Origin of the sequence: Paraburkholderia sediminicola (assembly GCF_046026855.1) — a bacterium.
GTDB lineage: Bacteria > Pseudomonadota > Gammaproteobacteria > Burkholderiales > Burkholderiaceae > Paraburkholderia > Paraburkholderia sediminicola_A.
The window spans coordinates 43,080-68,798 of sequence record NZ_JAQQET010000036.1 but is presented as its reverse complement, the minus strand read 5'-3'; the positions used below and the strand labels follow the sequence as shown (position 1 = coordinate 68,798).

Here is a 25,719-nt window from a genome sequence, read left to right as displayed (position 1 = left end):
GATCGGATAGACCCGCCATAACAATAAAAAACGTCGCCGGGTTGTCGAAACCGGCGGCGTTTTGTATGGGTACTCGCCCTCAAAGCTAGCGGCTCTGCTGCGCCTCAGTTGCCTCCCGCCTTGCGCCCGCCGTTTCGTCCGCGTTATGGTTTGCACGCAACGACCACACGCTGTCGATGCGCGCCGATGCGACCCGCTCGCGCGTCTTGCGCCACATCCACGCAAACCACAGCGCACCAAATGCCGCGCCGACATCGACGCCGAGCGCCCCTGCATCGGCTGAAAACCACAAGCCGCTAGACGGCACAAGCCAACCGGTCAGACTCGCCAGCGGAATCAGCGCGGTCGACAACGTCGTCAACGCCTGCAATTCCACCGACGCGCGCGCCGCCCCGCGCAGCATCGCCCACACGATCGCGGCGAGAAACACCGTGTAGTAGATCCCGATATGCCACGCGTGCAGATCGCCGATGCGCCCCGCGAGCACTTTGCCCGCGGCCAGCGTTAGCGAAATGCCGCACATGCAGCCGAGCGTGACGCCGACAGTCAGTGCCGCCATCACGAAGGTCGAACGACGCTGCCTGACCGGCACACCGTTGGACCGCATGGCTTTGCGACGGCTCTCGATCCACAACAGGTTTCCCGAATAGAACAGAAACGCGCCCGCGAGACCGAGAACAAAATAACCCCAGCGCACCGGTGCGCCGCCGTAGCTGCCGAAGTGCAGCGCGTAAAACGCGCTCGTCGATGCCGACCAATTGTTGCCATTGCCGCCGGGCAAAAACTGGGCATTGAGAAACGCGCCGCTGACCGGGTCCATCAATGCGAAGCCGCCGTCTCGCGCGAGATAGCGCTCGTCGTCGCCTGCCACGAACACCGTGGCGCCAGGCTTGCCGGCGCCACGATAACGCAGCGCGGTCGGCACGAAATCCGGCGCACGCTCGCGCACCTTTGCGAGCAGTTGAGCAGGAGGCAGCATCACCGGCGTCGTACTCGCGCCCGGCGCCACAGGCGCTTTGTTGAAGAATGGATTCTGCGCGGTCATCATCGGCTTCAGTGTGCCGCTATAGATCACCTTGTCCTGCACGTCGAAGATGTAATCGCCCAGACCGAACGCGACGACTGACAATGCCATCACCAGATGAAACGGCAGGCTCATGATGCCGACCACATTGTGCGCGTCGAGCCACATGCGCTTCAGATTCTTGCCAACGCGCAAGGCGAACAGATCTTTCATCAGCGTCGGCAGCAACACAATCACGCCGGACACGAGTGCAAGGCCATACAGCAACGACACCACACCCATCACCCCCATGCCGACGTCATACCCTCCCGGCACACCCGCCGTCATGTGAAGCACATCGATAAAGCGCGCGGCATCCGAGAGGCGGCTCTCCAAGGTCTGCAGTTGATCCTGCCCGTCGAGCCAGGCATACCAGCGACGACCCGGCGCGGATTGCCACGACAACTGCACGCGCTTATCGTCAACGAGCGAGAGATTGAACATCTTGCGAGCGGCGGGATACGCGCTCAGCGTGCGCTCGACGAGCGTATCCGCATGGTCGAGCGGAACCGAAGGCATCACGCTGACTTTAGGCGGCGTGGTCCAGGCACTCAGCGAATCCTTGAACATCGTGATTGCGCCCGCGTAGAACGCAATGAAGAGCAGCAGCCCGGCAACGATGCCGGTCCACGTGTGAACGGTTTTATAGACGCGAAGAACATCGCTGCGCATGCTGGACACAAAATGAAGCGCGCGGCAGACCGCTCGCGGAATGGAAGGGAGACGTGCTCAGGACCCGGCGCGCTGGCACAGCAGAACAAGCGCGAAGGCGATTACATTGGCGGCAGCCAGCCATGCGAACGCGCGGCCGCTGCTGCGAAACAGGAACGCGGCGGATGCGACCGCAATCCAGATCGGCGGCACCAGCCACATCACGACGTGGAACTTGCTGGCCGACGTCAGCGCACCGGCCGACAGTTGCGCAAACAGGGCGCTTGCAGCAATTGCAAGGCCGAAGCCACCGCTCATGCCCGCGATGAATTTCATCAGCAGGCCGCGTTCGATCGAACCAGTGGTGCGCCGGCCAGTCGATGCCCGCGCTGTCATGCGACCTGCCCTGCGCGAGCCCGCTCGATCAGCAAGCCGACGAACGGATACAGCGTGAAACAAGCCATGACCGTTGCGACCACAATTGACAGCGAGGTCGCCACCGGCAAGACCTGCGTGCCACATACGATCGCGGCGGCAACACAGACGCTCGACGCGATGCGTGTCGGCCGGGCGGGCCACGGCGCGCGCAGCCAGCGCTGGTGAGGTGCCGTGAAATAGAACAGCAGCGCGCCGCCAAAGGCCAGCGCGATCATAAAAAAGATGCCCATGAGATTCAACGCAACGGCAGTAATGTCTTGGTTTGGTTAATGAGAATTATTATCACACAATATGATGATAGACGCTAACTGGCCCCCTTGACCGTTCTGAGAAACGAGAGACCCGCGGATTCGAGCGATTCGATTACCGCCCCTTGTCTGCGCGCTTCGACGACGACGCCCAAGATGTCGCCTGGTAGTGAAACAGCACCACATTTCCTCGCGCCGCGCGGATGCTCTGCCGCGACATTTCTGCAAACTCCATCCGTCGACAAGTTGACAGCCGACGACGGTCGCTCGCAGTCCGACGCCGTTCACGGCATCCTTGAACGCCTTACCCGCCGTGAACTTGACAGTATTCGCGGCCGGGATCTGGATTTCGGCGCCGGTCGCCGGATTGCGGCCAAACCGCGCAGCAGGGGCACCCGTCGAAAACGACCGAGCGTGTCTGAAAGCGCATTGATCGCCTAAACTGAATCAACACAATCAGACCGTGTGACTCATGAGGCAATGCGTTGAAGGCGATGACCTCAAGCAGGTCGCACTACTGAATGTATCGACAACTAGACCGGACAGGGCAATCCGGTCAGGGTCATAGACGCCTTCGTCGACGAACTGAACCTTAGCCCTCTCCGACGAGGTGGGATTCCATCCCGATTACTCGGGGCTCGCCAATAGTATCTATGCGACGATCTGTCCCGAACTGGCAGTCATTGCCGCGTTGTGAGGCGATTAAACACTAGTGTGGACAATGCCCCAAGCGAAGCCACTCCGGCGAGGATACCCCATACCCCGACCGTATTTATGTTATTGAGCGCGAGCCAACTACCGGCGAAGTGCCACTTACGAGATTGTCGAAGATCAGGCAGGACCACGGCCACCCGATGCAACGCACCACTTACTCGCCAACGTGATGAACCAGTGTGAGAAACGCGACGCGCGTCTGCTCGTTGGAGTCGCCCCTTGCGGGATGTTCCGCCTATATCAAAAATTGGGCTATAACCTCAGGCCCGATAGCATACCGAAGACAATCGATGACGAAGTCATCTGCGCGTTCTCGCTTCCTGTAATGTTGGGCTTCTCGATTGACGCCCTCCGAACAATTATCATTAGGCTTACATACCTCGAAGAACTCAGTCTCAGTTAAGTCGCTGTAGGGCGTCCCCTCGCTTGAGGTATCAAACGGGAAAGAAAATGGCTTCGAAAGGCGACCTTTACGCTTCGCCGTAAATTCTCACATAAGAGTTTGCCGGTCGGATACCCGTAGATGGTGCCGGGCCAGCGACTCGACTATTGAGTTTCCGGAACGGGTATCAATCACAAGGTCCTCAGTCAGGGCGTTGGCTGCGCTGCCATGGCCGGTTCGATCAAGCGTCTAAGTGATGCCCGCGATGCGCAATCGCGCGCCTGAAGCGAAATAGTCTGGGTCAACCCAAGGAAGTGTTGTGCAAGCACGTTGACATTGGTGTCACTCGGCAGATCGCCCTCTGCAACGCCGCGCTGAAGGCGTGCGCGGATCAATGCCAACGTCTCGCGACGTGTTCTCTTGAGATGGGACCAGACATCATCGTTTTTCGGCAAATTGTTCATAACGCCTAACATGAGGAGACACCCTCCCGCTTTGTTTGACGTCGCCACACTAATGGTGGTTTCCAGCATTGCACGTAATCCATCATGGGCGGTGTTCGCGCCGTTGAGCGACCGCGTAGATTTCGATCCAACCAACCTGATGTAGAGATCAACAGCCTCACAAAATGCCGCCTGCTTGCTACCGAAGGCAGCATAAAATTTCAGTGAATTGCCGCCGACACTCCCGAGCACATCGCTCGCAGGAATTGTGGCGGTGCTCAAGCAGATTGTCGCGAGCAATCATCTGCAACATATCGAACTGATCAGTTTCTTCTTTACAGTCACCACTGCCCCCTGTCCCGCGAATTGCCACCCATTGCGGCACACGAAGCAGGCTGGCATCACATCCCCATTTTTTGTTCAGTATAACTACAGATATGAATGATGATCCCGAGGGTAATCCGTTTTCTTGCGCAAGTTCGCTGGCGCAACCAGCGACGAAAGCCGCGGCACGTCTATCTTCCGGGCACGACGCCAATGCGGCCAAATGAATCCTCTACGCCGGACCGGAGAGACGAATGAACATAACAACCAAAAATTCTGCGCCACGTGACACCTCAGCATTGCGGCAAACAGTAGAGCAAGTCGAGCGACTAGTTGGAAAGGAGCACATACGTCGACCCAATCTCGATGCTTCAGAGAGAGATGTTTCCAGAAGAAACGTCAGCCTGTTCATGTCTCGATATATTCACTCAACAATTCGACCGGGTACTGTCGGCGACGTCCAGGAGATCGATCGAGCGTTCAATCGCACAAGACAGATGTGGGGCTGGATGTCATCAGTACTGGTCGAAACTGGGGCTTGGCTCCTCAGAACCAGCAACCGACGGTGTCGTCACCATCGATCTTGGACGGTTGAAAAAGACGCGCCAGATTGACTGTGCTTCCGGCTGGGCCGTGATTGCACCCGGAGTCACTCAGATCGAGTTCGCAGAGTCTTCATCCGGCACCGAACGAATAATCAACGTCACTGCGTCCTCGGGCTACATCAGTATTGTTGGAAACGCACTCGAACGGGGCGTAGGTCTTCGGCACCAACGAACCAAGGATATCATCGGTCTGGAGGTTTGCTTCCGGACGGCGAGCTCGTTCGTGTCGGATGGTGACCCGACGACGCAAAGAAGACGGCTATCAACCCCTACGGACGCGGCCCCTCATCGCTCCACCTATTGCTGCCAATGTATGGTCAGGAGTTGCTACTGAAGTTCAGTCGAGAGTGGAGTACGGGCGCAATAACGGGTGTGACGTTAGTACAAGGCGTGGACTGCTCACCAAGGACTTGCGGCCGACATTCGGCAAGACACCCGCCGACCTCGCGCGATGGCAACCGCATAATAACCCTAAGACACGGTGAGAATGATTCTCATTACTTGACGAGTGCCGTACGCTGCCCTATTCTCCGTATCAATCTTCAAGTCAGCGTATTTACGCAAGCAAATGACAACGCACTGAAAGTATTATGTAATTAAGTGACTCCCAAGTCCTTTCAAATGTGTAACCAAACCGTTCTGAAAACCTATTTCTTTAACATGGGTAATTTGGATTACTAACGAGGAAAATATGAGCTGGGGCGACGAAAATACCGTTTATAACGTAGTCGTGAATCACGAAGATCAATATTCCATTTGGCCTACTTACAAAAACTTGCCGGCCGGCTGGAACACCGCGGGCAAGCAAGGCACCAAAGCCGAATGCCTCGCGTATATCGATGAAGTGTGGGTCGACATGCGTCCGCTCAGCCTGCGCCAGGCCATGGACAACCCGGCGGAAACCGCGAGTGTCTCCCCCGTGGACGCAGCAACGCACTAACGCACTACGCACCTTCCATGCAGCCGATCACATTGTTTTGCCTGCCCTATGCGGGCGGGGCGGCGGCGGTCTATCGAGAATGGCCGCAAGCGGCACCGTCGTGGCTGCGGATCGCGCCATTGCATTTACCTGGCCGCGGCCTGCGTCACGACGAGGCGTTACTGCCGGAATGGGAACGTCTGATCGACCGGCTGGTCGCCGACGTGCGCTCACAGCTCGACCGCCCTTTCGCATTGTTCGGGCACAGCCTCGGTGCACTGCTCGCGTTCGAACTGGCCCATGCGCTGCGTCAGCGGACCGGTGTCGAGCCTCGCTGGCTCGGCGTGTCCGGCTGTCCCGCGCCAGCGCATCACGTGGTTGAAACGGATTGGCTGGCGTGCCCTGAGCAGGATGTGCTCGACGAATTGAAGGCGTTCGGTCAGACGTCGCCGGAGTTGCTGGTGAATCGTGAGTTTGTCGAACTGATCGTACCGGTGGTGCGCAACGATTTCCATCTGTACGGCACGTGGCGATCGCCGCCCACCGGCACACGGAATCCGCTCGACTGCCCGATTCACGCATTCGGCGGCCGTCGCGACGACGTCACGCAAGACCTGCTCAAGCTCGACGCGTGGCGCGACGAAAGCCACGGTGCCTTCGATCGTTCGACTTTCGACGGCGGCCACTTTTTCATCGATAGTCATCGCGCCGAACTGATCGACACGATCGTTGCTTCCTTGCGTCATGCGTTGCCGGAGCAGATGCGCGCAGACCTGCAACCCGTCGGCTAACGCGGCCATCAATGGTACGCGCAGCGCACCACCTGCCCGCTGCGGTCATAGCCAGCCCTATTCAATGCAATGGAGTCGCTTTCCCATGAACCCGACCGACTTTCCCGCCTTGTTCGATTTCGCCGCGCAGTATCCGCAACGCGAAACTTTTCTGTCGTTGCTGCGCGAGTTCGCGGCGTGCGATCCGTTCCGCAGCGCATCGGTCGATGAGCTGGTGCTGGATGACGATTTCTACCGGCGGCCGCTGCGGCCGGAAGACTTCAACTTCCTGCAGTATCAGAAGCCCGTACGCGTGGACAACGTGAGCCGGTTGCCATCGCTCGCCACCAATCGCACGCTATTGACGCTCAACGAGCTCGACATCGCACGTGCACCTCGCAGTGTCGACCAGCAGCAGCGTTGTGCTTCGTTTTACGCCGACAAACAGCGCATCATCGGTGCACAGATTCGCCCTTACCTGGAAGCGTACGCATTCGACTATCTGGGCAATCAGGCGCAACCCGGCGAAACCCGTGGGACGCTCAGCGCACGTCTCACCGCGACCCTGAATGACGAACTGCAGTTCTGGAGCACACGCTTTGACAGATTGCTGCAGCGCGACTTCCTCGAGGAAGGCTTGCGCCTCATCGTGATTCAACGCTGGGCGACACTGCCGTCGCGCCGTACCGCGCTGGCACGGGCGGCCGGCTCCAACTATTTCGACTGGCTCGATCCCGAATTTCGCCCGAGCCTCGCAAGCAGGCTGCCGGACGACGCAACCTTCGCGCGCATCGCCGGAATGTGCGGCGTCACGCGCCAGACACACTCGTACTGGCAGTTCTATCTGCCGACCACGCTGGCCCGCTGCAATCTGCTCTATGCACTCGGCTCGCGCCCGGACCGCGCATTCGCGCTCGCCGGCGCGGCGTTCGTTGCCGAGGTTGAACATCTCGCCTTCGGTGGCGCGCTGCTCAAAGCCTGCGCGCACATCGCACCCGGCCCCGCCGCAGGCGCCAGCGTCGAGACGTTGCGCGCGGAATTGCAAACGCGCTTCGAACGCACGATCGACACGCTCGCCGCGTGGCACGGCGAACAGGCATTGCACCAGTTCGCGCAAGGCGTGGCCGGCGCGCAATTGCTGGCGCAACGCGCACGTTGGGACCTAGGCGAGCAATTGGACTGGCTATCGTCGATCGAAACGTACTGCGAATACGCGCGTCGGATCTACGACAAGATCGAGATCGATTTTCCGGATATCGACCGCGACACGTTTATCGAGCCTCACGAACTCTGCTCGACCACCCACGTGCACAACGAACATCGGCTGGTCGTGATCGAGAGCGGCGACATGCTGTTCTGGGGCAACCTCGGCATGAAACTGTCGATGCATCCCGGCGACATGGTGCTGATTCCCGATGGGCGTCTGCACGGCTCGACCGTCGAGTCCGATTCGTGCACCTATCACCAGCCGATCATTCCTGACGAATGGATCGCCGAACTCACCGAACCTTCGACTGCCGACCACGCCGCAATCACCACGGCGACCACCTGAAGCACGTCGGCGGGCGGGACTCGGGCACCCCCTGAATCCCGCCCCATTCCGTTTGCTCAAGGCTCGACGACAGAGCCGCCCGTCCCCCGGATCAAGCCACCCGGCTCGCATATCGCAAGCCGGCGTTAGCACACGCACATCTGGAGCACCTGATGCAGCCTGAAAAGGACCCTGTTCGCCCGAATCTCGAAAGCGACACGATTGATGTATCCGACTGGCGCTCCCGCATCATCCTGGGGCGCCGAGTGGGCGCGAGCACGTTCGATCGTGCGTTGCCCGACTGGTTGCCGGTGTCGTATGAGCGCCTGCGCGACGACGTGATGGACCCGGGTTATCCCTGCTTTTTCGGCACTCAGGCGGAAAAGCGCGGCGAAATGTTCTATTCGTGGATCGACGGCAAGGACATCTCGTCGTTGCCGGACACCATGGCGACCTTCGCCGAATTTGCCACGCTGCCAGAGTACGAAAAGAACAACATCGCGATCTTTTTCGAGCCCGACGCTGAGCCGCTGTCTCACGACGCCTATCACGACGCGTTCTGGCACACGCTGCAATATCTCCACGACCACGATCCCGATCCCAAGGTGGGTCAGCAACTCGACCCTTCACATCCGGACTGGGAGTTTTCCTTCGCCGGCCTGGAGACGTTTGTCGTGTGCGCGTGCCCGTCGTTCGGCGCGCGTCACAGCCGCAATCTCGGGCCCGGCATGGTGCTGCTGTTCCAGCCGCGCGCCGTGTTCGTCGATAAGGTCACGAACCGGGCGATCAGCACGCAGGCGCGCTCCGAAGTGCGACGCCGTCTGAACATCTGGGACGAGGTGCCTCCGCACGCCGATCTCGGCTATTTCGGCGACACGGACAATCGCGAGTGGAAACAATATTTTCTGCCCGATAACGACACGCCGAACTTCGGCGCGTGCCCGTTCCTGCGGCGCAATCCGGGCTTGATGCAGGCCGCGATCGCGTCGAACCAGCACAGCGAGACGCCGGCGGCCCCGGCGGCATCGCCCGCATCGGCATTGACGAGCGCGCATACGGCGGCTTCGCCGTCTCCGGCCACCTTGCTCGACGCACTCGCCGCGCACCTCGAACGGCAACCCGAGCAGATCGCCATCCGTTTTCTCGCCGACGGTGAGCGCGATGAGCGCACGCTGACCTATCGCGAACTCGACGCCCGCGCCCGGCAACTCGCCACGACGCTGCTCAGCCAGGCCGCGCCAGGCGACCGGGCCATGTTGCTCCTGCCCTCCGGACTCGACTACGCAGTCGCGTTTCTCAGCTGCCTGCATGCGGGCATTGCGGCGGTGCCGGTGTATCCGCCCGAGCCCACCCAGGCGCAGCAATTTGAACGGCTGCTAGCGATTCTCGACGACGCCGAGCCACGCCTGCTGCTCACCGACCTGGCTCACGCGGACGCCGTTCACGCGCTCGCCGACGAGTACGCGCAGCCTGGCAGCAAAGCCGTCACTCCGCTCACTCTGCCGGTCGACGATCCAATGAACGGCGATGCCCTATCGTCGAACACACCCGTTGACATCGACGGCGCGACCATCGCCTTCCTGCAGTACACGTCGGGTTCGACCAGCACCGCGAAAGGTGTCATGGTCAGTCACGCGAATCTCATCGCGAACGAACGCGCGATCAGCGCCGCGATGGCTTTCACACCGGCCGATACGATGGTCAGCTGGCTGCCGCTGTTCCATGACATGGGTTTGATTGGCGGCCTCATTGCGCCGCTGTTCGGCGGCTTTCCGCTCGTCCTGATGACGCCGCAGCATTTTCTCGAAGCGCCGATCCGCTGGTTGAAGGCGATTGCCGCGTATCGCGGCACGGTCAGCGGCGGTCCGAACTTTGCATTCCAGTTGTGCGCCGATCGCGTACGCGCCGCGCAACTCGAAGAGATCGCGCTCGACAGCTGGCGCGTCGCTTTCTGCGGGGCGGAGCCGATTCGCGCGGAGACGCTCACGCAGTTCGCCGGCCATTTCGCCGCGCAAGGTTTCGACACCAACGCCCTCTTCCCCTGCTACGGTCTCGCCGAAGCCACTTTGCTCGTGAGTAGCGCCGGGCCCGGCAAGGGCATGACCGTGCGCCACGTCACCCCGCAGGCACTCAGCGAGGGCGCGCTCAACGTGACAGGCGAAGGCGTCGCGCTGGTAAGCTGCGGCCGGGTTCCTCATGCGCACAGCGTGCGCATCGTCGAGTCTGGCTCGCATGCGGTGCTGGACAACGGACAGATCGGCGAAATCTGGGTGAGCGGACCGAGCGTCGCGACCGGTTACTGGTGCAATCCGGAAGCGAGCGCCGAAACGTTCGTGACAGGCGAGGCGCCAGCTGAACGCTGGCTGCGTACCGGCGACCTCGGTTGCGTACTGGACGGCGAATTGTTCGTCACCGGTCGAGTCAAGGATCTGATCATCGTCCGCGGGCAGAACACTTACCCGCAGGATGTCGAGGCGATGCTCGCAAAGCGGGTCGAACGCGTTCGCAAAGGCCGGATCATCGCGTTTGCGGCAACCGAGAGTGGCATTGAAGGCATCGGCATCGCCGCCGAAGTGTCACATGCCGTCGCAAAGGCCGACCCCGCCGAACTCTTCGCACAGATCAATCGGGCGATTGCCGAAACCCACGGCGAACCGGCCAGCGTGATTCTGTTGCTTGCGCCGGGCAAACTGCCACGCACCTCGAGCGGCAAACTGCGCCGCAGCGCGTGCGCTGCCGGCTGGCGCGAGCGCACGCTGCCCACCGTCGCCGTCTATCGGCGTGCCGAGGATGCGGGCACCGCGCTGGCGCGCGCGCCCTATCGGGCCCCTGCGTCGACGCTGGAGCAAAGTCTGGCCCGGTTGTGGGAGACCGTATTCGAGCACGCTCCGGTCGGCATCGACGACGACTTCTTCGATCTCGGCGGCGACTCGCTGAAAGCCGCACGACTGGCTGCGCGGATTGGTGAGACGTTCGGCGTGGCGCCGCCGGTGCGGATCGTTTTCGAGGCCCGCACGATTGCTGTGCAAGCCGACTGGCTGGCACAGCAAGGCGTGAACGCCGCCGCGGCGGCTACGCTCACGCACACCGACACCGCCGGCACTCACTGCAGCGTCGTCGCGGTTGGCGCGACGTTCCCACTGTCGCCGGCCCAGGAAGGTCTCTACTTCGAGTGGAAGCTCGATCCGGCGAGCACCGCGTATCACGTGTCGGGCGCGTTGCGGGCGCGCGGCGCACTCGACGCAGCGCGGCTTCACGACGCCCTCGCGCAAGTCTGTGCGAGCCACGACGCGCTGCGGGTCCGCTTCGACGAGCGCGACGGCGTGCCGCATCAGGTTTGCAGCGCCGGGCCACGCTTCGACTGGCACGTCGCCGACGTCTCGTCGTTCGATGCCGCGAGTCGCGAGGCGCATCTCCAGGACCATCTGATCGCGGTTGCGCACGCACCCTTCGATCTTCGCGAGGACGCCTTGCTGCGCGCCACGCTCGTGCGTGTGGGCCCGGATGAGCACGTCCTGCAATTGACGATGCATCACATCGTCGCCGACGCATGGTCGTTCGCGCTGGTCGTCGAGTCGCTGTTTCAATGCTACGAAGGACGCGAGGCGTCCCCCGACGCCCAACCTTCCACGTATTTCGCAAGCATCGAGCACGCACGTCGTGTCCTGAGCGCCACGCGGATTGACGAACAACTCGCCTATTGGCGTGCGCAACTCGGCGACACGCGCGCGGAAATCATCCTGTCGGGCGCCCGCCGCGCCGCGACACGCGCTTCGGCCGGTGCTCGCGTCACGCGGCGTCTGTCGGCCGAATGCGTCGCGCGCGTCGGCCGCCTTGCACGCAGTCATGGTGTCACGTTGCCGATGACGCTGATGGCCGCGTTCGCCGCGCTGCTCTATCGCTACGGCGGGCAGACGGATATCCGCATCGGCGTGCCGCTGAATAGCCGGCGCGATACCGCCGCCGAACGCACGATCGGCTACTTCGTCAATACGACCGTGGTGCGCGTTGCGCTCGCGGGCGCGCTGTCTTTCGACAACCTGTTGCGCCGCACGCGCGACGCTCTGCTCGACGCGCAAGCGAATCAGGACGTGCCGTTCCATCGCGTGGTCGCGGCTTTGCAGCCGCATCGCGAACAGGGGCAAACGCCGCTGTTCCAGACCGTGTTCAACTTCGACCAGGTCGACTGGCGCGACGCCCTGCATTCGACGACGCTGCAATTGCAGCGCTTCGAGCACGGCGCCGAGGCGACACCGTTCGATCTCGCGCTGAATCTCGCGCGCGACGATAACGGCGTGCAGATCGCATTCGACTATCCGGTCGATCTGTTCGACGGCGAAACCGTCGAGCAAGTGGCCGATGCGTATCTCGCCATCGTCATGCAGGCGGTAGAAGGCACGCGCCTTGACGTGCGCGATTTCGTCTTGCACGAGCCGGCCGCCACACTTGCCGACTCGCGGGACACACTCGTCGCAGAAACAGCCCAAGCAGCTCAAGCTGTGCCGCTGCCGGTCACCGTCCAATTCGCCCACGCGGCCGACGCTCACCCGCAGCGGATCGCGCTCGAATGCGACACGCAGCAACTGAGCTACGCCGCGCTCGACTGCTGGTCGGACCAACTCGCGCAGCGCCTGCTGGAAGCCGGCATCGGCATCGGCAGCGACGCGTGCGTGGGCTTATGCGTCGAACGTTCGCCCGCCATGGTCGCCGCGCTGCTCGGCATCTGGAAGGCCGGCGCGGCATTCGTGCCGCTCGATCCGGTCTACCCGGCCGAACGCCTGCGCCACATGCTCGACGATGCGCGAGTGCGCATGGTCGTCGGCGACAGCGCTTGCCTGACCGGCCTCGCCGACGTCTTCAGTGCCTGCGCGACACTCGACATCGATGCGGCGCCGAATCTCGATCCGGCGCGGCCCGCGCGTCATTTAGCGGCCCCGCATCCGGAACAGCTTGCCTACGTCATCTACACCTCCGGTTCGACCGGCATGCCGAAAGGCGTCGCCATCAGCCATGGCGCACTGACGCGGCATCTCGCCGACTTTATCGCCACCTACGCCATCACCAAACACGATTGCCAGTTGCAATCGTCCACCATCAATTTCGACGTCGCCTTGCACGAGATGCTGCCCGCGCTGATGCAGGGCGGCCGCGTCGTCATGCGCGGTCCGCAGGCGTGGGATCTTGCCACCTTGAGCCAGCGTCTGATCGACTCGCGCGTCACGTTCGCGCGCATGCCGACCGCCTATTGGCAGCAGTGGCTGCAAACGCCGCCTGCGCGCGAGAGCCTGAGTGCATTGCGGCAGATCACCGTCGGCGGCGAGGCGCTGCCGGGTGACGCGCTGGCGCGTTGGAACGCCGGCCCGCTGCGCGCGATTCACGTCGACAATCTGTACGGCCCGACCGAAACGACGGTGGCCTGCCTCTTCCGCCGCACCGGCCCGGCCGATGCCGAACAGGCAATCGTGCAGATCGGCGTACCCTTCCCGTCGCGCAGTGCGCAGGTGATCGACGCCGACGGCAATGCCGTGCCGGTCGGCGCCGTGGGCGAACTCTGCATCGGCGGCACGACGCTCGCGCGCGGCTACGCCGGACAAGCGGCCTTGACGGCCGAGCGCTTCTTGCCGGACCCGCACGGCGCACCTGGTTCACGCTGCTACCGCAGCGGCGATCTGTGCCGCCGCCGCGCGGACGGCGGCTTCGATTTCCTTGGGCGGATCGACCGCCAGATCAAGCTACGCGGTTTTCGCATCGAGCCCGGCGAGATTGAAGCCATGCTGCGGCAATGCGAAGGCGTGCGCGATGCAGCCGTCGAAGCACGCAGCAAGGATGGCCATCTACGTTTGATCGGCTACGTGGCCTGCGCCGCTTCGCTCGATATGGGCGTGCTGCGCGATACGCTCGAAGCACGCCTGCCGGCTCACATGGTGCCGGCCGTGCTGATGCAACTCGAAACGCTGCCGCTGATGCTGAACGGCAAGGTCGACCGGAGCGCCTTGCCCGACCCGAAGGAATCCAGCGTGCATGGCGAGGGCGAGCTTGCCGCCCGTGCGCCACGCAACCCGCAGGAAGCCGAATTGCTGGCGATCTGGCGCGCCGTGTTGGGCACAGATGCCATCGGCATCGGCGACAATTTCTTCGCGATCGGCGGCGACTCGATCCTGAGTCTGCAGGTGGTTGCACGGGCCGCGCAGCGCGGCATGCATTTCAGCCTGAAGCAGTTCTATGCGCAGCCGGTGATCGCACGACTCGCCCAGTTGGCGCTCGACGCCGCAACAAGCGGCACGAGTGCGCTTGCGCTGGCGGCCGAGCGGCATGAGCCCTTGCCACTCACGCCGATTCAGGCCTGGTTTTTCGAGCGTTTTCCGCACGGCGAATCGCATTGGAATCAGACCGTCGCGTTGCGGGTGCAGGGCGAACTCGATGCAGCCTTGCTCAGCCAGGCGCTGCGCGCCCTGGTCGTCGCGCACGATGCGTTACGCCTCAAATTCTTCCGCGACGCTCACGGCTGGCAGCAACAGGTGCAAGCATCCGATTCGGTGCCGGACGCCAGCGCGCTGCTCGACGTGATCGATTTCGACGGACCCGTCGAGTCGCCGCTGTGGCCCGAGCGTCTGCTCGCGATCGGCACGCCTTTGCAGCAAAGCCTCGATATCGAAGCCGGACGTCTGATCAAAGCCGCGTACGTCAGACTGCACGGAGAAGGCCGTCTGTTGCTGACGATCCATCATCTGGCCGTCGATGGCATGTCGTGGCGCGTGCTGCTCGAGTCGTTCCAGGTGGCCTACGAACAGCTTGCTGAGAAACAGCCCACCGCGTTGTCGGGCGGCTTGCCCTGGAGCACATGGGTCGAGTTGCAGCAGAGCGCACCCGAGGCGGCGACGCTCGACGCGGAATATGTGTCATGGCAACGCATGCTGGCAGCGTCATGCTCGCGTGAAACCGCGCTGCCGGATGACAAAAAAATGGCGCTTGTCAGTAGTTCGTCGGTCTTCCAGTCAAAGCAGCCGGACGAGCAGCGGCTGGTTCGCGATAGCGAAACGCACACGCTGCAATTGTCCGTGGAACTCACCGCTACGCTGCTGCGCGACGCGCCGTTCGCCGCACGTACTACCACCGAAACGCTACTGCTCGCCGCGTTGACCGCATCGCTCGGTCAATGGAGCGGTGCAGACGGCGCCTTGCTGTCACTCGAGGGCCACGGCCGCGAGGTTCACAGTAGCGATCCGCACGACGTCCAGACAGGCACACATGAAAGCGGCAACGCCACGCACGACACGAGCCGCACGGTCGGCTGGTTCACCACGCGCTATCCGGCATGGTTCGATCTGCGGAGCGATCCGCTCGTCGCGGCGACCCGCACCTTGCGCGCCATTCCGTCACGCGGCGTGAACTGGCACCACGTGCGCGAGCGTTTCGCCGAAGTGCTCGCCAAGCCGCGGATCAGCTTCAACTATCTCGGCCGCTTCGATCAGAGTCTGCCGCAAACCGGCGCGCTCGCGGGTCTGCTTTCGTTCGCACTCGACGAGCCGCTCGGCGCCGCGATTGCCGGCCACACGCCGCTCGACTATGCGCTCGATATCAATGCGTGGGTGTCGAATGGCCGTTTGACGGCCACACTGCGCTACGACCCCGCGCAGATCGCGCCGAACGTCGCACATGGGCTCGCAACCGATTTCGAGGCGCAACTCGTCGCACTCGCTGCGCGCAGCATGAAGGGTGACGTACCGCTCGATGCCGCCGACTTCCCGCTCGCGCGACTCGATCAGCCCGCGCTCGATGCGCTCCGGCTCGACGCCGCAAACGTCCAGCATATCTACCCGGCCACGCCCTTGCAAAAGGGCCTGCTGTTTCACGCGCTGATGGACGGCGGCCACGGCCTCTACGTCAATCAGTTGCGGCTGACGCTCGACGGCCCGCTTGATCGTGACGCACTGCGCGAGGCATGGGCCGCCGCACTCGCGCGTCACGACATTCTGCGCACGCGTTTCGTCATACCCGCCGGCGCCGATCCGTTGCAACTCGTGCAGCGCACCGCCGAGCTGCCATTCGTCGAATGCGACTGGTCCGCCTGCGAGCCGGCGCACTATGAGCGCGACCTGCAAGCCTGGTGCGACGCCGACCGTCAACGCGGTTTCGATCCAGCCCACGCGCCGCTTCTTCGTCTTGCGCTTTTCACGCGCCCGGACGGCCGTCACGATCTGGTCCGCACGATTCATCACGCGTTGCTCGATGGCTGGAGCAGCGCGCAACTGCTGAGCGAGATCGCCGACGATTACGTCGCGCGCGTCGCCGGGCAGCCGTTGCCGCAGCCCGAAGTCTTGCCATATCGCCGCTACGTGGAATGGCTGTCCGCGCAGACGCCGCCACGCGACTGGTGGCTGGCGCAACTCGCCCGCCATCCCGAACCGGCGACCTTGCTGCAGCATCAGCCGCTGGCAGCCGGCGCCACGCGCGAACACGGCGCTTCGCTGACGCTTACGCAGCAACTGGGCGAGACACTCGTCGCGCGGGTGCGTGAAGCCGCGCAGCGCCATCGCGTCACCGTCAATACGCTGGTGCAGGCTGCCTGGGCACTCGTGCTCGCGCGGCGCGGCAATCGCCGCCACGTCGCGTTCGGAAGCACGGTCGCGGGACGTCCCGCGCAGTTGCAGGGCGCCGGCCGGATGGTCGGCCTCTTCATCAACAGCTTGCCCACATGGATCGAAGTGCCGGCCGCGCAACGCGTATCGGCGTGGTTGTCCACGCTGCATACCGCGCAGGCGGAGCGCCACCAGGCCGAGCATACGTCGCTGGCCGATCTGCAGCACTGGAGCGGCAAGAGCGGCGACGCGCTGTTCGACAGCCTGCTCGTGTTCGAAAACTATCCGGTCGACGCCGCGCTGCGCGGCCGCTTCGGCAGTCTGAGCGTGAGCACGGTCGAATCGACCGAACGCACCCACTATCCGCTGACCATGCTGGTTTCGAACGACGCGCAAGGCCGTGTCGTCTGGCTCGCCGATGGCGCGCGGATCGCCGCGCCGCTACTCTCGCAACTCGCCGACGACTGGCGCGACGTGCTCGCCGCACTGAGCGATGCCGACGACCCGGCAGTCGGCAACATCATGCCGCGCGGCAACGCGGCCGCCGAGGCGTCGCGTGAGGTGCTGCGCCGCGTCGCCGGCCATCGCTTCCAGCCGATCGGCGCGCGCCTCGCCGCGCAGGCCGCACGCAAACTGGCGGCACCCGCCCTCGGTTGCGAAGGCGACGTGCTGAGCTATGCCGCGCTCGATGCCTGGTCGAACCGCATCGGCCGCCGCCTCAAGTCACTCGGCGCGCGAGCGGAGCAACGAATCGGCCTGTGCGTCGAACGCTCGAACGCGATGGTCGCCGGTCTGTACGGCATCACCAAAACGGGCGCCGCCTATGTGCCGCTCGACCCGCATCATCCGCCGCACCGTCTGCGCCGCATCCTCGACGATGCCGGCGTCGATCTCGTCGTCACCGACGACACCAGCGCCACCCGCCTCGCCGATTGCCTCGCCGGCCGCACGCTGGTGCGCGTCAGCGACGTGCAAGGCGAAGCGTCGCAGGGTTGGCCGCAGCCGATCGAACCCCAGCAGGCCGCCTATGTGATCTACACATCCGGCTCGACTGGCGAGCCGAAGGGCGTGTGCGTGACGCACGCAAGTCTCGATCGCCTGCTCGCGAGCGTCGCCGCGCGCCTCGATTTCGACGACAGCGACGTCTGGCTCAGTGTGACCACGTTGTCGTTCGACATCGCCGGACTGGAGCTGCATCTGCCACTCACGCGCGGCGCGCGCGTCGAACTCGCCTCGCGCGACACCGTGCTCGACGGCGCCCGCCTGCTGCGGTTAGTACAGCAGAGCGGCGCCACCGTCATGCAGGCGACGCCCGCAGGCTGGCGCATGCTGCTCGACAGCGAAGCGCGCGCCGGCCACGTCTTGCGCGGCCCGCTGCAGGCGCTATGCGGCGGCGAGGCACTGCCGGCCGACCTGGCCGCCGCGCTGCTCGAACGCGGTGTGACCCTGTCCAATATGTACGGCCCAACCGAGACGACGATCTGGTCGAGCATGGCGCCGGTAACAACCGCCGCGCCCATCACGCTGGGCGCGGCACTGCACAATACCGCGATGCGCGTACTCGATCAGGACGGCTTGCCGACGCCATCCGGCGCAGTGGGTGAGTTATGTATCGGCGGCGACAACCTCGCGCGCGGTTATCTCGGCCGCGCGGCCTTGACCGCGGCGAGCTTCGTGCCGGACCCGTTCGGCGCGCCAGGTGCAAGGCTCTATCGCAGCGGCGACCTGTGCAGATGCCGCGACGACGGCGGTCTCGATTATCTGGGCCGCCTCGATCAGCAATTGAAATTGCGCGGACACCGGATCGAGCCGGCCGAAATCGAAGCCGCGCTGCGCACGCTGGACGAGGTACGCGACGCAGCCGTGGTCTTGCGCCACGACGGTGACACGCCGCATCTGGTCGCGTATGTAGTTTGTGCAGACGGTCACGTGGCCGATCACGCGCAATGGCGTGGCGCGCTGGCCGAGCGTCTGCCGGCGCCGCTGATTCCGTCCGCGTGGGTCGTACTCGATGCGCTGCCGCTCACGCCCAGCGGCAAGCTCGATCGGCGCAGCCTGCCCGCGCCCGCCGCCGATGCCGCCGCGTTGATCGCGCCGCGCAATGCGCTCGAAGCGCAGTTGCTGACGATCTGGCGCACGCTGCTGCCGTCCGCTGCGCTCGGTGTCACGACGGATTTCTTCGCCGCGGGGGGCGATTCGATCGTCAGTCTGCGGATGGTCGGGGCCGCATTGGACGCAGGCCTTGCGCTTACACCAAAGCAGGTGTTCCAGAACCCGACCGTCGAGCAGTTGGCGCGAGTCGCCATGCCTGTCGCCCGCGCGGCTGCAAGCGCGCCGAACCCTGTCGCTACGCCCGGGAACGCGTCGCTTGACGAAGCACTTGATGCCGCATTGAGCGACGCACTGCAATTGACGGCAACTCAACGCGCGGCGCTGCAGGACCTGTGTGTCGCGACGCCGCTGCAGCAAGGCCTGGTATCGCTCGCTCAACGTTCGGCGCGCGACCCCTACTATCTGCAACGCGTGTTCGAATTGAACGGGCCATTCGCGGCCGCCGCGTTTGCCGCCGCGTGGCAAAGCGTGATCGACCGGCATCCCGCGCTGCGTACCGATTTCCGTTGGGACGGCCTCGACGCGCCCGTGCAACTGGTGCGCAAACACGCGGCCGTCGACGTGCAGTCGCTCGACTGGCTTCATCTGACTGAAGGCGACGCGCGCGACGCATTGGCTGCGCAATGGCGCGAGGTGCAGGCACGCGGTTTCGATTTTGCGCAGGCTTCGCACGCGCAATTGCTGTTGATCGAGCGCGGCACGCAATGCCGCTGGTTCGTGTGGCGTTTCCATCACGCGCAACTCGACGGCTGGAGCATCGGGCTCGTGCTGCGCGATGTGCTGCAAGCGTACGACGCCGCACTGAGCCGCGCCTCCTCGACGCCCACGTCAAACGCCGCGCCCGCATTCAGCCACTATGTGCGCTGGCTCGAACAACAGAATCGCGAAGGCGATGCGCTGGCGCAATGGCGTCCGCTGCTCGCGGACTGGTCGCGCACGCCGCTGCCGCTGGCGGCCTCGTTGCACATTCCGCACGTTTTACGCACGCCACACGCTTCACACGCTGACGCTAGCCTGCCCGACAGCGTCGACCACGGGCAGCCGCTCGAACACACCGTGCGGCTGCCGCAAGCACTAACTGGGCAGGCCGAACAGTTCGCTCGCGCTGCCGGTGTCACGTTGAACACGCTGATCCAGGGTGCGTGGGCATGGCTTCTGTCGCGTCATGCGAACCGGCGCGAGGTCTCGTTCGGCGTCACCGTGTCGGGCCGCGGCGACGGCTGGCCAGGCGCCGGCGAAACGGTGGGCCTGTTCATCAACACCTTGCCGCTGTCAGTTGAACTACCGCCTACTATGACGGTGCACGCCTGGCTGGCGGCACTGCAATCGCGCAATCTCGCGTTGCAGGAACTCGCGCAGACGCCGCTCGCGCAATTGCAGCGCGAGATTACCGGCGCCGCGGGCGAACCCTTGTTCGAGAGCATCTTCGTATTCGAGAACTATCCGCTCGATGCGTCACTGCGCGCCCCACTCGTGCATGGCCTCGCGATCGAACGGCTCGCCACCGGCGCGGACGGTCATGCTCACGACGGCCGCAATCATTTCCCACTGAGTCTGATCGCGGTGCCGGGCGATGAATTGACGCTGACGCTCGCCGCGCAATCGCAGCGTTTCGACGGCGCGACCGTGCGGCGTCTGCTCGCGCAGTTGCAGCAAGCGCTCGCGATGTTCACGGCCAATGCCGCAAGCACGCTCGGCGCACTGCATCTGCCCAGCGACGCGCAAGTCACCGGGAACGCGAAAGACGTCACGGCGGTGCGGTCGACGCCAGAGACGGCGGCATCTGCAGCATGGCACGGCGGCCTGCTCAAGCGCATCGCCCAACATGCGCACAGCCAGCCCACCGCGATCGCACTGCTTGATGAAGCCAATGCGCTCGACTGGGCGACGCTCTGGCGTCGGTCCGGCGCCCTCGCCGCGCGCCTGGTCGAAGCCGGTGTGCGCACCGAAACAACCGTGGCCGTCGTGCTGCCGCGCCGCGCGGAACTGATCGTCGCCATGCTCGCCGTGTGGCGCGCGGGCGGCGTCTATGCGCCGTTCGATCCGGTCGCGCCAGGCGAGCGGCTCGGCTGGCAAATCCGCGATGCCGGGGCGCACTGCCTGATCGCTCACGCCGATGTCGACTGGCGGCCAGGCGACGTGGCGCTGGTGGCATGCACGCCTGAGTGCGATTCCACGCCTGACGAGCACGTTGCATCGGCCACGCTGCCGGCGCTGGCCGCCCTGCCCGCCGATCTCGCCGCCTACCTGATCTACACGTCCGGCTCGACCGGCACGCCGAAGGGCGTGCTGGTCTCGCACCGCTCGCTTGCCGCATACACCGGGGCGCTGCTCGCACGCCTGCCCGACGGCATTCGCAGCGCCGCGTATCTGTCGACACCAGCCGCCGATCTCGGCCACTCGACCTTGATGGCGGCGTTGTGGTCGGGCTGGACCTTGCAGTTGATCGACGATCAGCGTGCCTTCGATGCCGACGCCTACGCCGACTGGTGCCGCGCGCATCCGGCCGATCTGCTCAAGATCGCGCCGACCCATCTCGAAGGTCTGCTTCACGCGGCGGATGCGCACGCGGTATTGCCGAAGCGCGCGTTGCTGCTGGGTGGCGAAACAAGTTCCCGTGCACTGCTCGAGCGCGTCTCGCTGCTGCAACCCGAGTGCATCATTCTTGGCCACTATGGACCGACCGAGTCGACCATCGGCATCATGACGTCGGAACGCGGCGCCGATGGCGGGTTGCCGCTTGGCCGCCCGCTCGACCACGCACGCGTCTATCTGCTCGACCCCGACGGTCATCCCGCCCTGCCGGGCGCCCGTGGCGAAATCCACGCAGGCGGTGTCGCGCTGGCGCGCGGCTACCGGCGGCAAGCGGCGCTCACCGCCGGTCGATTCGTGCCCGATCCGTTCGTGCCCGGCGCACGCATCTATCGCACCGGCGATCAGGCACGCCGGCTCGACGACGGTCAGCTTGAATTCCTCGGCCGTGTCGACGATCAACTGAAAATTCGTGGCTATCGTGTCGAACCCGCCGAAGTAGCCGCGCAATTGCGCGCGCTGCCCGGTGTGCGTGACGCCGTGGTGATCGGCCGCACGGATTCGCAGCAGCGGATGCGCCTGATCGGCTATGCGGTCGGCGACACGCTCGATGCTGAGCAACTGCGTGAGGCTCTTGCCGCCCGCTTGCCGGCCGCGCTGGTACCGGCAGCCATCTGTCTGCTCGACGCGTTGCCGTTGACGCGCAACGGCAAGATTGATCGCGCGGCGCTGCCCGAGCCGGTGGAGCATCTGTCCGCGGACGCCAGTGCAGCACCCGAAACACCCTTGCAACACGCGCTGCTCGATGTCTGGCGACAGGTGTTGCGCCAACCGGCGCTCGGTATCGACGACAACTTCTTCATGGCCGGCGGCGATTCGATCAGCGCGTTTCAGGTCGTCGCTCAGGCGCGCCGTGCGGGTCTTGTATTCACGTCGCGCGAGCTGTTTGCGCAGCCGACCGTGCGCGCGCTCTGCGCGGTCGTGCGGGAAGGCTCGGCCGGCGTCAGCGAACCGTCGGAGGCAACCGTTGTGCCGCTCGATGCGCACGCCCTCACCGCGCTCGGCTTCGATCCGCTGCAGGTTCAGGATGCCTATCCGGCCACGGCGATGCAGCAGGGTCTGCTGTTCCACAGCATGGCCCAGCTCGACAGCAAGAATGGCAACGGTGGAAGCGGCGGCATGTACGTCACGCAGCGGCGGCTGACGCTGGCCGGCACGCTCGACATCGCGCGCTTGCGGGCCGTCTGGCAACGCGCGGTGGCGCGGCACGATATCCTGCGCACGCGTTTTGAATGGCGCGACGACGTTGCATGGCAAGTCGTCGAGCGAGCCGTAGAGTTGCCGTTCGGCGTGCACGGCGCGGGAGAAGAAACCGCTGCGGCATACGAAACGCGACTCGCCGCCTGGATGCACGACGACCTCGCAGGCGGCTTCGATCTGGCGCGTGCGCCGCTGATGCGCGTCGATCTGTTCGCGCGGCCCGATGGCGCGCACGATCTGGTCTGGACCACTCACCATGCGCTGATCGACGGCTGGAGCGCCGCGCGGTTACTCGCGGAAATTGGTGAAGGGTATCGTGAGTCGGGTGTGTCGGGTACGTCGCTGGACAACTCGCGCGCCGAACTGATGCAACGCGCTACGCCGTATCGTGCCTACGTCGAATGGCTCGCGACTCAACCTGACGCCCGCGCCTGGTGGTCCGCAGCCGCGGCGGCTAGCGAGGACCCGGCGCTGCTGACGACCTCCGTCGCGGGACCCTCAGTTCCCCAGAATGGCGCCTATCGTTTGGACCGCGAACTGGGTGCGGCACGCGACGCGCGTCTGCGCGCGGCCGCCAGCGCTTTCGGCGTCACGCTCAATACGCTGATGCAGGGCGCGTGGGCGCTGCTGCTCGCGCGACACGGCAATCGCGAACAGGTGGCGTTCGGCACGACCGTGTCCGGGCGGCCCGAATCGCTCAACGGCGCCGAACAGATGCTGGGGCTGTTCATCAACAGCTTGCCGGTGTGGGCGAGCGTGCCTGGCGCCGAGGACGTCGGCGGCTGGTTGCGCCGCATGCAGGCGCAGTCGGTCGAGATGCGCCGCTATGAGCACACACCGCTCGCACAATTACAGCGCTGGGTCGGGCGCAGCGGCGATGCGCTGTTCGATAGCCTGTTCGTGTTCGAGAACTATCCGCTCGACGCCGCACTCGACGCGCTGAATGTGGCCGGCGATCACGATGCGGGCGACAGCTTGCGTGTGAGCGCAGTGCAGTCGGTCGGCCGCACGCACTATCCGCTTACGCTGATGGTCGTGCCGCAACCCGCGCTTAAGCTCGAATGGGAATGGGACGGTTTGCGGCTCGATCAGCCTGGCGTCGAACGGTTGTCGCGGGGGTATGTCGAGTTGCTCGATCAGTTGGCGACGTGTGCCGAGGCGGAGGCGGATGCCGCGCCGCGTCACTTGCGCTCGCTGACGGTGAGTTCGCCGAAGCGCGATGCGGTGCCGCTGGCGGGTCATGTTTTTGTGCCGGTGGTGCAGCGTATTGTGCAGACCGGTGCACTACGGCCCGATGCCGTTGCGCTCACCGGTGAGCATGAAAGTCTCACGTATCGTGAACTGCTTCATTGGGCCTCGGCCATCGCCCGGCGTCTCGTGAATAACGGCGTGCAGCGCGATGCGTGCGTCGCCGTCTGCGTCGCGCGTGGGCCGGCTCTGCTCGCTGCGATGCTCGGCGTGTGGCAGGCCGGCGCGGCCTATCTGCCCGTCGATCCGTCGTATCCGCCCGAACGCATCGCCGCGATGCTCGATGACGCGCAGGTGCTGCATGTGGTGGCCGATGCCGATGCGATTGCCGATGAGCACAGGCGTGCGGCGTTTGCCGGGCGTGAAGTGGTGGAGGTCGCAGCAGTGCGGACCGACGCTGCTTCCCCCTCTGCCTCGACTGTCTCTCCGACTTCGGCTTCCCGCTCCCAGTCCGATCGCAGCGCGCAACCGCTCCCCCCCATCCACCCCGACCAGCTCGCCTACGTCATCTACACCTCCGGCTCCACCGGCAAGCCCAAAGGCGTCGGCGTCACTCACGGCGCGCTCGACCGCCTCGTCGCCAGTATCGATCTGCGACCCGGCCTGCGCGATGGCGACCTCTGCCTCAGCGAATCGGCGCCCGTGTTCGACATCTCGCTGCTCGAGTTCTGTCTGCCGCTCGTGCGTGGCGTGCCGCTCGAACTCGTCTCCTCGCACACCGCACGTGACGGCATCGCACTCGCCGCGCGCCTCGAAGCCAGCCGCGCCACCGTTTTCCAGGCCACCCCCAGCGGCTGGCGCATGCTGCTCGAAGCCGGCTGGCGGGCCGATCTGTCCGCGCCGCACCGTCCGCTGCTCGGCCTGAGCGGCGGCGAACCGCTGCACCCTGATCTCGCCGCCGCGCTGATCGCACGGGGCGTGTCCTTATGGAATCTGTACGGCCCGACCGAGACCACCATCTATTCGGCCGGCTCCCAGGTCTTCACCCGTCAGCTAATTACCCACGGCGATCCGTTGCCCGATACCGTGCTGCGCGTGATCGACACGCACGGACTCGCCGTGCCCGACGGCGGACTCGGCGAGCTGTGCATCGGCGGCAGTAATCTCGCACGCGGCTATCTGCGCCGTCCCGGGCTCACCGCCGAGCGCTTCGTGCCCGATCCAGACGGCCCGGCAGGTGCCCGCCTCTACCGCACCGGCGACCTCTGCCGGCTGCGCGACGACGGCCGTCCCGAACCGCTCGGCCGCCTCGACCAGCAGGTCAAGCTGCGCGGCTACCGGATCGAGCCCGGCGAGATCGAAGCCGCGCTCTGCGCATGCGACGGTGTGAAGAACGCCGCCGTGGCGATCAGGGGCGAAGGCGCGCAGCAGCGTCTGGTCGGCTACATCACTGGCGAAGCGGACACCAGTGTGCTGAGAACGCAGCTCGCCCGTTCGCTGCCGGCACACATGCTGCCTTCGGCCATCGTCACGCTCGACGCGCTGCCGCTCACGCCTAGCGGCAAGCTCGACCGGCGTGCGCTGCCTGAACCCGTATGGCAGGACGACGACACGCCGGTGGTCGCGCCGCGTTCGCCGCGTGAAGCCGCCCTGCTCGATATCTGGCAGACCGTGCTCGGCCATCCCGTGGCCAGCGTCACCGTCAACTTCTTCGAAGCCGGCGGCGATTCGATCAGCGGCGTGCGCGTCGCCGCACGCATCAACAAGATGGTCGCGCGCAACGTGCCGCTTGCCATGCTGTTCCGTCATCCAACAATCCGCGGGCTCGCCGATTATCTCGACGCCGATGACGCGCAAGTCGACGCGACACAAACCGACGCCGCCACCCTAAGCCAACTGCTGGCGGACCTCGAGTAACCGAGGAACGCCATGGCTCACCGACCCGACACCGATTCTGACT

Annotated in this window: 9 protein-coding genes and 1 pseudogene; 5 read left to right on the top strand and 5 right to left on the bottom strand. The window is 64.6% G+C overall.

Going from position 1 to position 25,719, the window contains the following annotated elements; genetic code table 11:
* Positions 1 to 85: 85 nt before the first annotated feature.
* The 5 genes and pseudogenes from PQR40_RS31270 to PQR40_RS31250 form a co-directional block, all read right to left on the bottom strand.
* Complete coding sequence (locus tag PQR40_RS31270; protein ID WP_408510581.1) at positions 86 to 1,735, bottom strand: PepSY-associated TM helix domain-containing protein; 1,650 nt, start codon at positions 1,733 to 1,735, stop codon at positions 86 to 88.
* A gap of 57 nt (positions 1,736 to 1,792) precedes the next feature.
* The gene (locus tag PQR40_RS31265; protein ID WP_408510580.1) at positions 1,793 to 2,110 is read right to left on the bottom strand and encodes a hypothetical protein; all 318 of its coding nucleotides are present in this window, start codon (positions 2,108 to 2,110) and stop codon (positions 1,793 to 1,795) included.
* On the bottom strand, positions 2,107 to 2,382 hold the full coding sequence (locus PQR40_RS31260; protein ID WP_408510579.1) for a hypothetical protein: 276 nt from the start codon (positions 2,380 to 2,382) through the stop codon (positions 2,107 to 2,109). Before PQR40_RS31260 ends, PQR40_RS31265 begins: the two co-directional genes overlap by 4 nt.
* Positions 2,383 to 2,682: 300 nt before the next feature.
* A pseudogene (locus PQR40_RS31255) lies at positions 2,683 to 2,808 on the bottom strand (HU family DNA-binding protein); the annotation flags it as partial.
* Positions 2,809 to 3,702: 894 nt separating this feature from the next.
* Positions 3,703 to 4,221, bottom strand: coding sequence for a TetR/AcrR family transcriptional regulator (locus PQR40_RS31250; protein WP_408510578.1), 519 nt, complete (start codon positions 4,219 to 4,221; stop codon positions 3,703 to 3,705).
* Positions 4,222 to 4,629: 408 nt separating this feature from the next.
* On the opposite strand from PQR40_RS31250, the gene PQR40_RS31245 reads away from it, so the two are divergent.
* The 5 genes from PQR40_RS31245 to PQR40_RS31225 all read left to right on the top strand — a co-directional run bounded on the left by PQR40_RS31245 (position 4,630) and on the right by PQR40_RS31225 (position 25,676).
* The gene (locus tag PQR40_RS31245) at positions 4,630 to 5,202 is read left to right on the top strand and encodes an FAD-binding protein (RefSeq protein ID WP_408510577.1); all 573 of its coding nucleotides are present in this window, start codon (positions 4,630 to 4,632) and stop codon (positions 5,200 to 5,202) included.
* Between the two features lie 357 nt (positions 5,203 to 5,559).
* Complete coding sequence (locus PQR40_RS31240) at positions 5,560 to 5,808, top strand: MbtH family protein (RefSeq protein ID WP_408510576.1); 249 nt, start codon at positions 5,560 to 5,562, stop codon at positions 5,806 to 5,808.
* Between the two features lie 17 nt (positions 5,809 to 5,825).
* Entirely contained in the window at positions 5,826 to 6,578 is a 753-nt protein-coding gene (locus PQR40_RS31235; RefSeq protein ID WP_408510575.1) for a thioesterase II family protein, read from the top strand.
* Between the two features lie 85 nt (positions 6,579 to 6,663).
* Positions 6,664 to 8,109: a cupin domain-containing protein gene (locus tag PQR40_RS31230; RefSeq protein WP_408510574.1), complete on the top strand. Its 1,446-nt coding sequence runs from the start codon at positions 6,664 to 6,666 to the stop codon at positions 8,107 to 8,109.
* A 152-nt stretch (positions 8,110 to 8,261) separates the two neighbouring features.
* Entirely contained in the window at positions 8,262 to 25,676 is a 17,415-nt protein-coding gene (locus tag PQR40_RS31225) for a non-ribosomal peptide synthetase (protein ID WP_408510573.1), read from the top strand.
* Positions 25,677 to 25,719 lie beyond the last annotated feature (43 nt).